At 63.0% G+C, this 14,670-nt stretch carries 15 protein-coding genes; 3 read left to right on the top strand and 12 right to left on the bottom strand.

The window, feature by feature from the left end; all coding sequences use genetic code 11:
• Positions 1 to 42: 42 nt before the first annotated feature.
• The 5 genes from U5768_RS10450 to U5768_RS10430 all read right to left on the bottom strand — a co-directional run bounded on the left by U5768_RS10450 (position 43) and on the right by U5768_RS10430 (position 4,880).
• Complete coding sequence (locus U5768_RS10450) at positions 43 to 1,281, bottom strand: acyl-CoA dehydrogenase family protein (RefSeq protein ID WP_322030307.1); 1,239 nt, start codon at positions 1,279 to 1,281, stop codon at positions 43 to 45.
• A 69-nt stretch (positions 1,282 to 1,350) separates the two neighbouring features.
• Positions 1,351 to 2,115, bottom strand: a complete 765-nt coding sequence (locus U5768_RS10445) for an SDR family oxidoreductase (RefSeq protein WP_322030306.1) — start codon at positions 2,113 to 2,115, stop codon at positions 1,351 to 1,353.
• Positions 2,116 to 2,161: 46 nt separating this feature from the next.
• Positions 2,162 to 3,181, bottom strand: a complete 1,020-nt coding sequence (locus U5768_RS10440) for a phosphotransferase (protein ID WP_322030305.1) — start codon at positions 3,179 to 3,181, stop codon at positions 2,162 to 2,164.
• 22 nt (positions 3,182 to 3,203) lie between these two features.
• Entirely contained in the window at positions 3,204 to 3,878 is a 675-nt protein-coding gene (locus U5768_RS10435; RefSeq protein WP_322030304.1) for a histidine phosphatase family protein, read from the bottom strand.
• Positions 3,879 to 3,980: 102 nt separating this feature from the next.
• Positions 3,981 to 4,880 (bottom strand): LysR family transcriptional regulator, encoded by a 900-nt coding sequence (locus tag U5768_RS10430; protein ID WP_322030303.1) that lies wholly within the window; start codon positions 4,878 to 4,880, stop codon positions 3,981 to 3,983.
• A gap of 154 nt (positions 4,881 to 5,034) precedes the next feature.
• On the opposite strand from U5768_RS10430, the gene U5768_RS10425 reads away from it, so the two are divergent.
• Positions 5,035 to 6,333 (top strand): TAXI family TRAP transporter solute-binding subunit, encoded by a 1,299-nt coding sequence (locus U5768_RS10425; protein ID WP_322030302.1) that lies wholly within the window; start codon positions 5,035 to 5,037, stop codon positions 6,331 to 6,333.
• Positions 6,334 to 6,341: 8 nt separating this feature from the next.
• Here the strand turns inward: U5768_RS10425 and U5768_RS10420 are convergent, their stop codons facing one another.
• Positions 6,342 to 6,932 (bottom strand): 2-hydroxychromene-2-carboxylate isomerase, encoded by a 591-nt coding sequence (locus U5768_RS10420; RefSeq protein ID WP_322030301.1) that lies wholly within the window; start codon positions 6,930 to 6,932, stop codon positions 6,342 to 6,344.
• Positions 6,933 to 7,025: 93 nt separating this feature from the next.
• Here U5768_RS10420 and U5768_RS10415 point away from each other — a divergent pair, with 93 nt between their 5' ends.
• Positions 7,026 to 7,595: a TetR/AcrR family transcriptional regulator gene (locus U5768_RS10415; RefSeq protein ID WP_322030300.1), complete on the top strand. Its 570-nt coding sequence runs from the start codon at positions 7,026 to 7,028 to the stop codon at positions 7,593 to 7,595.
• Positions 7,596 to 7,599: 4 nt separating this feature from the next.
• Here the strand turns inward: U5768_RS10415 and U5768_RS10410 are convergent, their stop codons facing one another.
• From U5768_RS10410 to U5768_RS10385, 6 genes are all read right to left on the bottom strand, one after another.
• Positions 7,600 to 8,340, bottom strand: a complete 741-nt coding sequence (locus U5768_RS10410) for an SDR family oxidoreductase (RefSeq protein WP_322030299.1) — start codon at positions 8,338 to 8,340, stop codon at positions 7,600 to 7,602.
• A gap of 127 nt (positions 8,341 to 8,467) precedes the next feature.
• Positions 8,468 to 9,220: an IclR family transcriptional regulator gene (locus tag U5768_RS10405; RefSeq protein ID WP_322030298.1), complete on the bottom strand. Its 753-nt coding sequence runs from the start codon at positions 9,218 to 9,220 to the stop codon at positions 8,468 to 8,470.
• 46 nt (positions 9,221 to 9,266) lie between these two features.
• The gene (locus U5768_RS10400) at positions 9,267 to 10,433 is read right to left on the bottom strand and encodes an acyl-CoA dehydrogenase family protein (protein ID WP_322030297.1); all 1,167 of its coding nucleotides are present in this window, start codon (positions 10,431 to 10,433) and stop codon (positions 9,267 to 9,269) included.
• Positions 10,434 to 10,468: 35 nt separating this feature from the next.
• Positions 10,469 to 11,770: a citrate:proton symporter gene (locus tag U5768_RS10395; protein ID WP_322030296.1), complete on the bottom strand. Its 1,302-nt coding sequence runs from the start codon at positions 11,768 to 11,770 to the stop codon at positions 10,469 to 10,471.
• Positions 11,771 to 11,888: 118 nt separating this feature from the next.
• Positions 11,889 to 13,046, bottom strand: coding sequence for a CoA transferase (locus tag U5768_RS10390; protein WP_322030295.1), 1,158 nt, complete (start codon positions 13,044 to 13,046; stop codon positions 11,889 to 11,891).
• A 355-nt stretch (positions 13,047 to 13,401) separates the two neighbouring features.
• Positions 13,402 to 13,866: a nuclear transport factor 2 family protein gene (locus U5768_RS10385; protein WP_322030294.1), complete on the bottom strand. Its 465-nt coding sequence runs from the start codon at positions 13,864 to 13,866 to the stop codon at positions 13,402 to 13,404.
• 118 nt (positions 13,867 to 13,984) lie between these two features.
• Between U5768_RS10385 and U5768_RS10380 the strand changes: the two genes are divergently transcribed.
• Positions 13,985 to 14,599: a helix-turn-helix domain-containing protein gene (locus U5768_RS10380; protein ID WP_322030293.1), complete on the top strand. Its 615-nt coding sequence runs from the start codon at positions 13,985 to 13,987 to the stop codon at positions 14,597 to 14,599.
• The last annotated feature ends 71 nt before the right edge of the window (positions 14,600 to 14,670 follow it).

The following is a 14,670-nucleotide window of genomic DNA, read 5'->3' as shown; positions in this document are numbered from 1 at the left end:
AAGGTGAAGTTCGGGGCGGCCGGTTCGTCTCGCCTCGTCTCGCTAGCGCGTCAAGTAGGGATTCTCATGGCCCGGCTCATAGGGCCGCGCCTTGATCTCCATGCGCGCAATGCTCTGCAGATGCACCTCGTCCGGGCCATCGGCGAACTTCAATGCGCGGCCCCACGTCCAGCTATCCGCGAGCGGCGTGTCGGGGCTCAGACCCATTGCGCCGAAGGTCTGGATCGCCCGCTCGCACACGGCGGTGTGCACGTTCGGCACGAGGGCCTTGATCATGGCGATTTCCTTGTGCGCTTGCTTCGCGCCCACGTTGTCGATCATCCACGCGGCCTTCAGCACCAAAAGCCTGGCCTGGTCGATTTCGATACGCGACTTCGCGATCCATTCCGCAACCGGGCCATGCTCATAGAGCTTCTTGCCGAATGCCGTGCGCGCCTGCGCGCGTTCGATCATCAGTTCGAGCGCCACTTCGGCGGCGCCGATGGAACGCATGCAGTGGTGAATGCGGCCCGGTCCCAGACGAGCCTGAGCGAGCGCGAAACCGCTGCCTTCTTCGCCGAGCAGATTCGAGCGCGGTACCCGCACGTTCCTGAATTCGATCTCGCAGTGGCCTTCCGGCGCGGTGTGATTGACCACGGTGATATTGCGAATGATATCCACGCCCGGCGTGTCGCGCGGCACCAGAATCATGCTTTGCTGACGGTGCGCGGGCGCGTCCGGGTCCGTTTTCCCCATGACGATGAACAACTGGCAATTCGGGTGCGCGGCGTTCGTGATGAACCACTTGCGGCCGTCGATCACATAGTCGTCGCCGTCGAGGCGAATGGACGTGGTGATGTTGGTTGCGTCCGAGGAAGCAACCGCGGGTTCCGTCATCGCAAACGCCGAACGAATCTTGCCGTCGAGCAGCGGTGCGAGCCACTTCTTGCGTTGCGACGGCGTGGCGACCAGGTGGAGCAACTCCATGTTGCCCGTATCCGGCGCATTGCAGTTGAATACTTCGGAGGCCCAGGCAACGCGCCCCATGATTTCCGCGAGCGGCGCATACTCGAGATTGGTGAGTCGCGTGCCCGGCTCGTCATCGCGCAGATGCGGCAGGAACAGGTTCCAGAGGCCCTCGGCTCGCGCCTTCTCTTTCAGTTCCTCCATGAAGGAAACGGGATACTGTCCCGCGTTCACTTCCTCGTGCCACCGGTGAATGCGCGGCACGATATGCGTGTCCATGAACGCCTGCACCTGCGTGCAAAGCGCGGCGACTTTCGGGCTATAGGCAAAGTTCATTTTGCTGTTCCTTGAATCCGGGTGAATGTCGTGCGGCGCGAGCGCTGGTCGCGCGCGCCGCACCCATGGTCAGATCGTCAAACCGCCGTCGACGACGATGCACTCGCCGTTGGTGTAGCTCGCCGCATCGGAGACGAGGTACAGCACGGTGCCGGCCATCTCGCGCGGCTGCGCATGGCGGCGCAGCGGAATCTTCGCTATCCAGCTTTCGTACAGGGCCCGGTCTTCGAACAGGGCTCCAGCTAATTTCGTTTTGGTCAGGCCCGGCAGCAAGGCGTTCACGCGGATGCCGAAGGGCCCGCACTCCTTGGCGAACGCGCGCGTCATGTTGACCACGGCGGCCTTCGTGATCGAATAGATGCCTTGCTTGTCGCCGGGTTGCAGCGCGTTGACGGAAGCCGTGTTGACGATCGCGCCGCCACCGTGCTCGCGCATCAGCTTGCCCGCTTCGACCGACATGAAGAAGTAGCCGCGCAGGTTGACTTCCACCGTCTTTTCGAAGGACGAAAGATCGGTGTCGAGAATGTGGCCGAAATAGGGATTCGCCGCTGCGTTGTTCACGAGTATGTCGAGCCGGCCATGTTTCGCGCGGATGTGCTGGAAAACGCCCTGAATGTCGTCCAGACGTCCCACATGGCATGGATATGCCTCGGCGCTGCCGCCTGCTTCCCGGATCCCGCGCGCGACGCTCTCGCAGTCGTCGCGCTTGCGGCTCGACACGATCACATGCGCGCCCTGCCCTGCAAGCAGCCGGGCGATTTCTTCGCCAATGCCGCGGCTCGCGCCCGTGACCAATGCAATCTTTCCATTCAGATCAAATAAATTAGTAGTCACAACTGTCTCCTTCGAATATTCGTGCTGGCGCGCGGAGCGTCAGTCGTCAAATGACGTCGACGCCCATTGTCGCCAGCGCACCGGCCATTTCGCCGACCTGGCGCGCCTTCTCATTCGATGCGTTGCCGCCGAGCGCGCGCTTTTTCACGCCCTGCGCGATAGCGGCGAGCCGGAAGAAGCTGAACGCGAGGTAAAAATTCCAGTGCCCGATCGACGCGATGCCGCGCAAGCTGCAATACCGCTCGACAATTGCGGCCTCGTCCGGCACGCCAAGCGCTGCCCTGTCCAGCCCCGCGAGACCGCCCATATGGCCTTTGGGCGGAAGCCGCAGGCACATGCAGAAGTACGCGAGATCGGCGAGCGGATTGCCGAGCGTGGAGAGTTCCCAGTCCAGCACCGCGCGAACTTTCGGCGTGCCGCGATGGAAGATGAAGTTGTCGATGCGAAAGTCGCCGTGCACGAGCGACGGCTGGCCCGCTTCGGCGGGGCAATGCGCCGGCAGCCAGTCGATCAGCGCTTCCATCGCGTCAAGCTCATCGGTCTGCGACACGCGATATTGTTTGGTCCACACGTCGATCTGCCGTGCGAAATAGTTGCCCGCGCGGCCATAGCCGGCAAGACCGACGGCCTCGACATCCACGTCGTGCAAGGCCGCCATCGTGCCGATCAGCGAGTCGTACACGGCGCCGCGTTCTTCAGGCGGCAACGCGGGCAACGACGGGTCCCAGTAGATTTCGCCTTCCTCGAAGCTCATCACATAGAACAGGCCTCCGATTACTTCGCGATCCTCACAAAGATGCAAGGCCCGCGCAACGGGAACCGGCGTGCCGGCAAGCGCGCTCAGCACGCGGAATTCGCGGTCCACGGCATGCGCGGACTTGAGCAGTTCGCCCGCCGGCTGACGCCGCAGCACATAGCGGCCGCTTTGCGCGTCTAGAAGAAACGTGGGGTTCGACTGTCCGCCCGCGAACTTCGCGACGGACATCGGCCCCTGAAAACCGGGCACGTGCGCGGCCAGATAGCGCGTGAGCGCATCGGCATCGAACTGAAGACTTGCATTCATCATGGAGCGGGAATCCGGATTGGAATCAGCCATAGGTGACGAGTTCGCGCCGCCCGGCCTGTTCGAGATGCGGCAAGGTGTTGAAGGTGACGAGCGACATGGCGCTCTCGTTGAAGACGTACTGGCTCACGCTGCTGTTGCGAATCTGCGTGTTGAGCGCGATAGCGGCCGCGGCGGGCGCCTGAAGAACCTGCTGGGTAAAGACGGCAATCGGGCCGCCAGAACTCACTACCAGCACGCGCTTGCCGCCTGAGCGCTGAATGGCGCGACGCGCACGCTCCACACGCGCCTGAAACTGCGCCCAGGTCTCGGGCACGCGGCCGGGCAGCTTATCTTCGGACCAAAGCTGCAAGACCCGCTTGAGTTCCTTGTAAAAGTGTTTCATCGAGCCTTCGGCCGTTGTGCCCGGCGCGGGTCCGCTTTCTTCGAGCGCGGAAAAGAGCGCGTGAAAATCGTACTCGTTCAGATCGGCGTCCTGCGCGATTTCCACGGGCGCGCCGCCCATTGCGGCGAGCAACGCGTCGGCGGTTTGTGCGTGACGGCGCATCGTGCCCGTCACGATGCGGTCGAACGTGAGGCCCGATTGCGCGTAGTATTCGCCCAGCCAGCGCGACTGGACGCTGCCTGAGGATGAAAGCTCGTCATAGTTTTCCGCGCCGAACGACGCCTGCCCATGCCTCACCAGATAGAGTTCCGCCATGCCAACCTCGTCTGAACATGACCGAAACAATACCGGCGCGCGCAGTATTCAGGAAATTTATTCTCGTGATACCGCGTCATAACAAACGGTGATGCGCATGGGCTATCCCCGCTGCTTGCGCATGAGGCGCCCGATCTGCTCGCGCAGCCAGCGATGCGCGGGGTCCGCCGTCACGCTGCGGTGCCAGTAGCCATGCGTCTCCAGATCGGGGAGATCGAACGGCAGCGCCAGAATGCGCGCGTCGTAGCGCTTGAGCAGCATGAGCGGCGCAGTCAGGACGAGATCGGTGCGCATCGCGATCAAGGGTGCGACGAGATAATGCTGAACGCGTGTCTGGATGGTGCGCCGCAGGCCCAGCTTGTTGAGTTCCGTATCGACGAGACCGGGCCCCTGCCGCCGGCTGGACACGTGAATATGGCCGAAGCGCAGATAGTCGCCGGTGGTGAGTTTCTTCTTCGCAAACGGATGCTCGTGGCGCACCATGCACGCGTAACGGTCGCGGCCCAGCGGCTCCTGCTCCAGGTGCGGATCGTCGATAAGCGGTGCGTCGATCGCGAGATGCACGGCGCCGCTCGCGAGCGCTTCGGGAACGTCGCGGCGCGTCGTGAAGTAGCTCTCAATGCGAATGCCGGGCGCGCGGCGTTGCAGCACGTCTTCGAGCGCGGGCAGCAGCAGCGCCTCGGTCAGGTCGTTCATGCTGAGCCGGAAGGTTCGCTGCGACGAGGCAGGATCGAAACGCTCGCCCGCGTGAGTGCTCGAATCGAGCAACTGAAGCGCCTCACGCACGCGCCCGATGATGTTCTCGGAAACGGGCGTGGGCATCATGCCCGCTGGAGTGCTAACGAACAAAGGATCGTCGAACGCCTTGCGCATGCGTGCGAGCGCGTTACTCACGGCGGGTTGGGTGATGAAAAGCATCTCCGCCGCGCGCGTGAGATTGCGCGTTCGATAGACGGCTTCGAAAACAACGAAAAGATTGAGATCGACTTTGGATGGGCGCATGGGAGGAGCCTAACCGCCGCGTTGCGGCGCCGTCAAATCGGGTGCGTAATCGGCGATCTCCTTAAAAGCGATCCATTATCATGTGAGTTCATACAAGCGGCCGATAACGATGCCCAGACACAATCCCGCCCTGCACCGCAGCCAGAAGGCGCCCATGACCCGCGCGAAGCGGCGACTGCTGTTCATCGGCGTAATCGTTCTGTTAGCCGCGCTCGGCTGGCTCCTCGCGATCGTCGTTCAACCCGCGTTCCAGCGCACCATCGTCATGACCAGCGGCGCGGACAACGGCATTTATCGCGGGTTCGCGGATCGCTATGCGCCCATTTTGAAGCGCGCGGGCATCAAGCTCGATATTCGCAGTTCGTCCGGCTCGGTGGAAAATTACGAGCGACTGCGAGACCCGAATAGCGCCTACGAAGTCGGTTTCATCCAGTCGGGCACCACCCGCCCGAAGGAAACCGATCATCTGCAAACGATCGCCGCCGTGTCGTACGAACCGATCTGGGTGTTCTATCGCGGCGACGCCACGGTCGACCGGCTATCGCAACTGCGCGGAAAGAGGATTTCGATGGGCGTGCCCGGCAGCGGCCTGCTCAACGTGGCGCAGGTGCTGCTCGGCTATAGCGGCATCACGAGCCAGAACTCCACGCTGCTGCAAATGGATGCGCCCGCAGCCTATGAAGGACTCGAAAGCGGCCAGATCGACGCCGCGTTTTTCATCGGCAGGCCCGACGCGGACATGCAAAAGACGCTGCTCAACAGCAAGCTCAAGCTGATGAGTTTCTCGCAGGCCGATGCGCTGGTGCAGAAATTTCCATCGCTTTCGAAGATCGTCTTGCCGCGCGCATCCACGAGCGTCGCCGACGATTTGCCGCGCACCGACGTCACACTGCTCGCGGCGACGGCGCTGCTCGTATCGAAAGACACGATGCATCCGGCGCTCGTCTATCTGCTGCTCGAAGCGGCCCACGCCGTTCACGGCGGCGAGGACTACTTCACGCCGCTCGGCACGTTTCCAAACCTGAAGACGGAAGAATTTCCCATCTCCGACGAAAGCGCGCGCTACTTCAAATCGGGCCAGCCGTTTCTCTATCGCTATCTGCCATTCTGGCTTGCGAGTCTGATTGAGCGGCGGCTGCTGATACTCGTGCCGTTCGCGGCGCTTCTCTTCGGTTTGATTCAGGCGTTGCCGCGCCTCGTCGAAGCGCGGATGAAAAAGCGCTTCGTCGTCTGGTATCGAGAAATCAAGGCACTGGAAGACGAGGTGTGGAATAGCCGCGAGCCAACTCACTCGCAGATCGCACAATGGCGCGAAGAAATCGAAAACATCGACGCGAATGCGAGCCGGATACGAATTCCCTATCGCTATTTCCAGGACGTCTATGCGCTCAAGCAGGCAATCGGCGTCGTGCGCGATCGTATCGCGCAGGCAGCGGAGCGGGCGAAGGGATAGCGATATGCCTAACGCAAGGCTTCCTTGACGAAATCGAGCCGGTCTTGCCCGAAGAACATCTCGTCGCCCACGAATATTGTCGGCGCGCCAAACAGACCTCGCGCAACGGCGGCTTCGGTATCGTGCTTGAGCCGCTCCTTCACCGCCGGGTCCTGGGCGCGCTGCAACAGAAACTCGCCATCCAGGCCGGCGTCCTCCAGAACGGCTTGCACGGTCGGTAGATCGCCCATGTTGCGAGGGTGCTCCCACATCGCGCGAAACACCGTGCTGACATAGCGCAGGAACAGTTGCTCGTCATGCATCTGCGCACCGGTTGCGGCCCGCATGAGCAGCAGCGTGTTGATCGGAAAATGCGGATTATGCGTGTACGTGACGCCATAGCGCCTGGCAAAACGCGCGAGATCGATCTGCATCCAGGCGCCCTTCGCGGGAATGGTCGCCGGCGACACATTGTTCGTCGCCTTGTGAATGCCTCCCAGCAGGACCGGCCGATACACGAGTTCAGCCCCGCTTTGCGCAGCGATGGCCGGCACCTGTGTCCACGCGAGATAGCTCGCCGGGCTGCCGAAGTCAAAATAGAACTCTACGGTTTTCGCCATTTCTTTCTCCTGATACGTTCTGATTGATAAGCGGTCGTTCACTGAACGACCGTTATGCTATTCTCATTCAATATTCCGACCAGCTTTTTGACCATGCGCTATTCAAGCTCGCACAAAGAAGAAACGCGACGCCGGCTTATCGAAAGCAGCCGCGCCATTGCGAAGGAAGGCGGTTTTGCCTCCACCGGAATCGACGCGCTGATGGCGTCGATCGGGCTCACGGGTGCCGCGTTCTACAATCATTTCCCCTCCAAGCAGGCGCTTTTCGACGCCCTCGTCGGCGAAGAGGCGTCCAACAGCGCCGATCTGCTGGCGGTGGACAAGGACGCGCCCGGCGCCGATCTAGGCAAGCGCCTGAGAAGCTACCTGAGCACGTATCACGTTCTGCATCCCGAATCGGGTTGTGCGCTGCCCGCGATCGGCCCGGAAATCGCGCGAAGCACGCCCAACGCACGCGGCGAGGTCGAAAAATCGCTCAAGCGCATCCAGAAGAGCTGGAGCGCCCACCTCGACGACAAGGACACCGCGTGGGCCGTCATGGCGCAATGCGTCGGCGCCCTTCTGCTCGCGCGCACGGTGGAAAGCGAGCGCACGAGGCGCGAAATTCTCGCGTCCAGCCGGCGACTTCTCGGCGAAGCGCTCGACATCGAGACCTTGAAGTAACGCTTTACCAGCGCTCCATATACGGACGCAGATCCAGTTCGAACGTCCACGCGTCACGCGGCTGCTGGTGCAGATACCAGTAGTTCTCGGCGATGTGGTCCGGGTTCAGGATGCCGTCCTTTTCCTTCAGGGCGTAGCGCTCCGGGAACGTCGTGCGAATGAAATCGGTGTCGATGGCGCCGTCGACAATAACGTGGGCAACGTGAACGTTGCGCGGCCCAAGTTCGCGGGCCATGCTTTGCGCGAGTGCCCGAAGCGCATGCTTGGCGCCGGCAAACGCACCGAAATTAGCCGAGCCGCGGACGCTCGCGGTTGCGCCCGTGAAGAGAATCGTGCCGCGCCCGCGCGCGACCATTCGCTTCGCCACCTCGCGGCCGTTGAGAAACGCACTAAAGCAGGCCATCTCCCAGATCTTGAAATACTTCTTCGCCGTCTCGTCGAGAATGCTGCACGGCACGTTCGCGCCGATGTTGAACACCATGACCTCGATTGGTCCGTGCTCCGCCTCGACACGCTCGATCAACGCCACCACATCCTCTTCCTTGCGCGCGTCGCTGCCATAGCCATAAGCCTCGCCGCCGGCTTCGCGAATGCGTGCAATCAGCGGCTCCAGCTTGTCCGCCGAGCGGCGGCTCACACAGGCAATGTAGCCTTCGCGCGCGAAACGCGCCGCGATGGCGCCCCCGGTGGCGTCTCCTGCCCCAATCACCAGCACGACTTTCGGTTGTCCATTGTCGATCCGCATGCCGTCTCCTGTAGCGAACGATCGTTTAGTTAACGTACGTTAATTAAACGATCGACCCTTGTCAACCAGGGTTTTGGCATCGAACGATCGAGCGTGGGAAGAGGATGGTGCGCGGGAAAAGCGAAGCTTAGTCGGTCTCGCTCTTTTGCCAGGTCAGAAGAATCTGCTGTTTTGCCGCGGTCAATGTCGCCACGTGCTCGTTGAGTTGTTCGCGAATTCGCTCGGTCGGGCCGCCAATCGAGAGTCCGTAAAGGTCGCCGCCGAAATCGAGAGCGACGGCCACCGCCGAAAGTTCGGGCGCGCTCTCGCCAATATTCGCGTACCAGCCTCGCTCATGCGCGGCGCTCACCTGATCGAGGAACGCGGCACGATCCGCGACGGTCGCGCCCGTGAATCGCTCGAAATCAAGCTTTGCGCAGAGTGCGTCGCGCGCCGGCGCATCGAGTTCGCCGCAAATCACCTTGCCAATCGAGTTCGCATGCAAGGGGCGCAGCGAACCGGGCGCGCACGCATAACGCACCGCCTTCTCCGATTCGACCACGTCGAGATAGACGACCTGTACGCCGTGAATCTTGCCCAGCACGATGGTTTCGCCTGTCGCGTCGCGCAATTCGACAAGGCGCGGGTGCAACATCTGGACCACCGGATCGACTGCGTTGATCGCGTTGGCGAGCAGTTGCAGACGTCGCGTGGGATAGTAGCCTCCGCGCTTGCGCACCTCGTACAGATAGCCGCGGCTCACGAGCGTGCGGGCAAGCGCGAGGCAACTCGACGAGGGCACATCCAGCAGCCGCGCCATTTCGGCGAGCGCCAGCGGCCTCTGTTCGGCGGCGAAGAGTTCGAACACGTCGAGTGTGCGGGCTACGAGTTTGACGTCCATGAGTCGGGCAGTGGGTCGCAAGGCGGCGCGACGCCCCTTGCGGTGTTCAGTAAGACTTCGGCAGCCCGAGCACCTTTTCCGCGATGAAGCACATGATCATTTGCGGGCTGACGGGCGCGAGCCTTGGAATCATACACTCCCGCAGATAGCGTTCGACGTGGTATTCCTTCGCGTAGCCCATGCCGCCCAACGTGGCGATGGCCGTCTGGCACGCCTGGAACGCGGCTTCGGCGGCGAGGTATTTCCCGGCGTTGGCTTCGGCGCCGCATGGCTCGCCCGCGTCGTACAACGTGGCGGCCTTCATCACCATCAGGTTCGCGGCTTCGAGCGCCATCCACGCCTGCGCGAGCGGATGCTGGATCGCCTGATTCTGCCCAATGGGACGCCCGAACACGACACGGTCCTTCGCGTACTGCGTGGCGTGCCGCAACGCCGCCTGGCCGAGCCCCACCGCTTCCGACGCGATCAAGATGCGCTCCGGATTCAACCCGTGCAGCAGATAGTGGAAGCCCTTGCCCTCCTCCCCAATGCGGTCCTCGACGGGCACGCGCAGGCCGTCGATAAAGAGCATGTTCGAATCGACCGCCTTGCGGCCCATCTTTTCGATTTCGCGAACTTCCACGCGCGTGCGGTCGAGGTCGGTATAGAAAAGACTCAGGCCGTCGGTAGGCTTCGCCACCTGGTCCAGCGGCGTGGTGCGCGCGATGATGAGCATCTTGTTCGCGACCTGCGCCGTCGAGATCCAGATCTTGCGGCCCGTGAGCACATAGTGATCGCCATCGCGCACGGCCTGCGTTTTCAGGTGCGTCGTGTCGAGTCCCGCGTCGGGCTCGGTCACGGCGAAACACGCTTTGTCGCGGCCCGCGATGAGCGGCGGAAGAAATCGCTGCTTCTGCGCTTCGCTGCCGAACACCTGCACCGGATTGAGTCCGAAGATGTTCATATGCACGGCCGATGCACCCGAAAGTCCGGCGCCGGATGCGCTGATCGTGCGCATCATCAGCGCGGCCTCGGTCATGCCGAGCCCGGAGCCGCCGTAGTCGGGCGACATCGCAATGCCAAGCCAGCCGGCGTCCGCAAGCGCGCGGTGAAGGTCGTGCGGGAAGCCGCCTTCGCGGTCGCGTTCCAGCCAGTAGCTATCGTCGAAACGCTCGCAGATCTTTTCGATGGCAGCGACGATCGACTGCTGGTCTTCATTGAGGTTGAAATTCATAACGGACTTCCTCTTGAGGCTAAACGAATTCGCTATTACAGCGGGAACACGCCCACTAACACCGCCGTAAACACCATCAGCACCGTGGCGGCGAACAGAAACGGAATCGTGAACTTTTGATGCTCGGCGAGTTCCACACCGGTCAAGCCGACAATCAGGAACGTCGCCGGCGTGAGCGGGCTAACGGGAAAGCCCGTCGTCATCTGGCCGAGAAGCGCCGCCTGCGCCATCTGCACGGGCGGCACGCCGAGCAGTTCCCCGCTCTTCGCCAGAACAGGCAGGATGCCGAAGTAAAACGAATCGGGATCGAAAAGCAGGCTGAGCGGCATCGAAAAGAGCCCCAGCACGAACGGCATATGGCGCGCGTGATCGGCGGGCACGTGACGCACGACGACCTCGGCCATGGCATTGAGCATGCCGGTGCCGGTCATGATGCCGGTGAAAGCGCCCGCCGCAAGCAGCACGCTCGCCATCATCAGCGCCGCCTTCGCATGGGCATCGACGCGTTCGCGCTGCTGGTTCACGTCGGGATAGTTGATGACGAGCGCTAGCACGGTGCCGATCATGAACATGACCATGGGATCGACAATGCCCGAAACGAGCGTCACGAGCACGACGAGCGTCAGCACGAGGTTGATCCAGAAGCGATGGGGCCGGCGCAGCGCCAGCTCCTCGGGCGTGAGTACACGCGGCGTCGCGGCGATGCTCGCGGCATGTTCGCGCGTGAGACCGAGGCGCTTTTCCTCGCGCTTTCCGAGCAGGTAGGCCGTGCCGAACACAAAAACAAGGCCGACGATCTGCACGGGAATCATCGGATAGAAAATGACGGTGCCCGGAATATGCAGTGCCGCCGAAGCGCGCAACATCGGCCCGACCCACGGAAGAAAGTTGACGCCCGCCGCCATCGAGGCGACGCACGCCAGAATGCGGCGGTCGAGACCGAGGCGGGTGTAGAGCGGCATCATCGCGGGCAGCGTGACAAGGAACGTGACCGCGCCCGAACCGTCCAGGTGGATCAGCAGCGCAAGCAGTGCGGAGCCCATGACGATGCGCGGCGGATGGCAACCCACCACGCGCAGCACGCCGTTGATGATCGGATCGAGCATCCCCGCATCAGTCAGGATACCGAAGAAAAGAATGGCAAAAACGAACATGCCCGCGACCGGGCCGATGTTCTGCACGCCGTGGACGATGAACTTCGCCGTGGAGAGCCCGAATCCCGCAGCGAGCGCGGCGACGATGGGCACCGCGATCAGGGCGACGAGCGGCGAAAGCCGCTTCGTGATGATCAGCGTGAACAGGGCGATAATCGCGAGCGTGCCGATTAGCGCGAGCATGATTCGGTCTCCGTGTGCGCCCTGCTGCTTGCCTCGTTGCCAGATGCCATTGCTGTCTCCTGCGCGGCGCTGCGTGGGCCGCTGTTGTGGTTCTACCGGATGGCTTTCGATGCGACGGCTACGCCTCGCGCGGCGGTTCGCCGAAGACCTGCGCCGCGTGTTCGCCGAGCGCGGGCGGCGCGCTTCGGTACGTGGCCGGCGTGCGACCCAGCTTGATCGGCGACGCGATTCCGCGGTAGGAACCCATCTCGACCTTCATTGCGCGATGATCGACGTGAGGATGCGCGAGCGCCGCGCCCACGCCGAGCACCGGCGCGCATGGCACGCCATGGCGCACGAGCCTGTCGGCAAGCTGCGGGCCGTCCCAGTCGGCGAAACGTTGTTCGAGCGCCGCGCGCAGTGCGTCGCGGTGCTGACTGCGCGAGCGGTTGTCGGCAAAGCGCGGATCGTCGGCGAGATGCGCCGCATCGATCAGTCGGCACAGCGCCGCGAACTGCGTGTTGTTGCCGACCGCGAGAAAGATGTCGCCGCTGCCGGTGTGGAACATGTCGTAAGGCGTAATGTTCGGATGGGCGTTGCCAGTGCGCTGCGGTTCCTTGCCCGAGTAGAAATAATTGGGCGTGTGCGGGTGGAGGATCGAGAGCGCGCAATCGAACAGCGTCGATTCGACGAACTGGCCGCGCCCGCTGACCTCGCGCTCGCGTATCGCCATCAGCACGCCGAGGGCCGCATTGAGTCCCGTCACGAGATCGACGATCGGCACGCCGATACGTAGCGGCGCACCGCCCGCCTCCCCGTTCACACTCATGAGGCCGGTCATCGCCTGAATCGCCGCGTCATAGCCGGGCAACGCGCCGAGCGGGCCGTCCGCGCCGAATCCGGACACGCGGCAATGCACGAGCCGCGGAAAGCGCGCGGCCAGCACGGTGTCGTAACCGAGCCCCCATCGCTCGAGCGTGCCAACCTTGAAGTTCTCCACCAGTACGTCGGCCGTTTCGAGTAGCGCGAGCAGACGCTCGCGTTCCGCCGGCTGCGTGAGATCCAGCACGACGCCCAGCTTGTTGCGATTGACGCCCTGGAAGTACGAAGCGGTTTCGCCGTCGAACGGCGGCCCCCAGCCGCGCGTCTCGTCGCCGCCCGGCGGTTCGATCTTGATGACCTGCGCGCCGTGGTCGGCAAGAATCTGCGTGCAGTACGGGCCGCCGAGCACGCGGGACAGGTCCACAACGCGCAAGCCGTGCAGCGATCCTGCCATGTGAGGTGAAGGAATGTCCATTTGATATGCAGTACTGACTGATGGGAACTGGAAACGCCAAAGAATCGCCCATGCGACGCCGGGGCGGCGGATGCGCTGCCAACACGTCTCTGTTGTCGGAGAACCTTCGGGTCGTCCCGCCTCGGCTCACGCGAGCCACGGGGTAAAATTCACCGTGATGAATGAATATTCACACACAGGAATGCTAGAGGTCAAGCCGGAAGCCAGAAAGCCGCCCCAGGAATGTCCCTGGTGCGGGGAGCCAGCGTGTCGACGGCGGGACGGTTTTCCCGGCTCGACCGGCGGCAACGCTGGGTTGGCTATGGAGGATGGTGGACGACCCGCAGGTCGGTGAGGTGCAGATCGCGCACAGGCGCTAGCCCCGCGCGGCGGCCCCCGCTTGCGCGCGCTGCACGGCGCCGGCGATCCGCTCCGCCACGCCGCGCGTGTCCCAATACACCTGCCCCTGGTAGATGCGGTCGCCGCGTACGTTGAAGCGATCGACGCCTTGCCATTCGAGCGATTCTCCCGCGACGCTGGCGTGTGCGCGCCATTCGATCAGCACTGCATCCTCGGTCGGCGCCCAGCGGATCACCTCGACTTCGAGATCGGGCAACTGTTGCAGGACTTGCCGGAAATGCTCGATCACGCCTTCGCGATTGGCGGGAACGGTCATCGGCGGAATCAGGTTCTGCGTGTCCGGATGCATCAGGTCGCGCAACTCTTCCGCAACCGGGCGCCGCCACCGCTGCGCGAAGCGGTGCACGATATCTTGCGCCGCGTGCAACTGCTCGGCGGTGGGCGGGACGTACTTCATCTCTGCATGGCTGGAATCCGTCATGGACTCACCTCGTGAAGGTTGATTTGCACCACAAAGGGGATGACATACATTGCGACTTTCACATACATCGCGTATGTATACTACGATGCGTCTGTGAAAAGTCAACCTTCCTCGTCTCATGACAGAAGCATTCAAAACCCGCCGCGCCGAATATGCGGACGCCACCCGCGAAGCGCTGCTTGTTGCCGCGCGCGAACTGTTCACGTCTCAGGGCTATCCGCAGGTCAGTCTGGAGGCGATCGCGCAAAAGGCCCGCGTGACGCGCGGCGCGTTCTACCATCACTTCTCCGGCAAACCGGAACTGCTGGATGCGCTCGTCGTCGCGCTGCAGGCCGAGGCCACGGCGCGCGTACGCGCCGCTTCCGCAGCCGCGACGCCGGCGCAGCGGGTAAGCGCTGGCATCGCGGCGTTCCTCGACGTGTGCTCGGAGCCGGCCTACCGGCACCTCGTGCTCGAAACTGCAACCGCGGTGCTGGGCTCGGACCGCTGTCGCGAAATCGAGGAAGCGAGCACGTTCGGTCTCCTGACCACCGCGCTCCAGGCGCAGGCGCCGCGCGGCAGCGCTGCGGCGAAGAACGTGGCGCTCGCGGCGCGGATGATCGGCCGCATGGTTTGCGAGGCGGCGCTCCTCATCGATAGCGCGGAAGACGAAAAAGCTTTCAAGGCCGACGTGCAGCGTATCGTCAAGCGGACGTGGGACGCCGTAACGGAAGGGCCGCGCACGAAATCGTGACGCGAGAAGCGGAAGAATGAATGGGCCGCCAGCCGCAAGCGGCGGGTTTCAGCGCGGGATCGGGGCGAACA

Origin of the sequence: Paraburkholderia sp. J76, from assembly GCF_905220295.1 — a bacterium.
Taxonomy (GTDB): domain Bacteria; phylum Pseudomonadota; class Gammaproteobacteria; order Burkholderiales; family Burkholderiaceae; genus Paraburkholderia.
The sequence above is the reverse complement of the archived record's forward strand: the minus strand, read 5'-3'. Positions and strand labels throughout refer to the sequence as shown.

Coding starts and splice junctions, on each gene's coding strand:
- U5768_RS10385 (WP_322030294.1), bottom strand. CDS start 13,866: ATGACGGATTCCAGCCATGCAGAGATGAAGTACGTCCCGCCCACCGCC.
- U5768_RS10380 (WP_322030293.1), top strand. CDS start 13,985: ATGACAGAAGCATTCAAAACCCGCCGCGCCGAATATGCGGACGCCACC.
- U5768_RS10435 (WP_322030304.1), bottom strand. CDS start 3,878: ATGGCGGAACTCTATCTGGTGAGGCATGGGCAGGCGTCGTTCGGCGCG.
- U5768_RS10390 (WP_322030295.1), bottom strand. CDS start 13,046: ATGGACATTCCTTCACCTCACATGGCAGGATCGCTGCACGGCTTGCGC.
- U5768_RS10395 (WP_322030296.1), bottom strand. CDS start 11,770: ATGCTCGCGCTAATCGGCACGCTCGCGATTATCGCCCTGTTCACGCTG.
- U5768_RS10430 (WP_322030303.1), bottom strand. CDS start 4,880: ATGCGCCCATCCAAAGTCGATCTCAATCTTTTCGTTGTTTTCGAAGCC.
- U5768_RS10410 (WP_322030299.1), bottom strand. CDS start 8,340: ATGCGGATCGACAATGGACAACCGAAAGTCGTGCTGGTGATTGGGGCA.
- U5768_RS10440 (WP_322030305.1), bottom strand. CDS start 3,181: ATGATGAATGCAAGTCTTCAGTTCGATGCCGATGCGCTCACGCGCTAT.
- U5768_RS10400 (WP_322030297.1), bottom strand. CDS start 10,433: ATGAATTTCAACCTCAATGAAGACCAGCAGTCGATCGTCGCTGCCATC.
- U5768_RS10415 (WP_322030300.1), top strand. CDS start 7,026: ATGCGCTATTCAAGCTCGCACAAAGAAGAAACGCGACGCCGGCTTATC.
- U5768_RS10450 (WP_322030307.1), bottom strand. CDS start 1,281: ATGAACTTTGCCTATAGCCCGAAAGTCGCCGCGCTTTGCACGCAGGTG.
- U5768_RS10420 (WP_322030301.1), bottom strand. CDS start 6,932: ATGGCGAAAACCGTAGAGTTCTATTTTGACTTCGGCAGCCCGGCGAGC.
- U5768_RS10425 (WP_322030302.1), top strand. CDS start 5,035: ATGACCCGCGCGAAGCGGCGACTGCTGTTCATCGGCGTAATCGTTCTG.
- U5768_RS10405 (WP_322030298.1), bottom strand. CDS start 9,220: ATGGACGTCAAACTCGTAGCCCGCACACTCGACGTGTTCGAACTCTTC.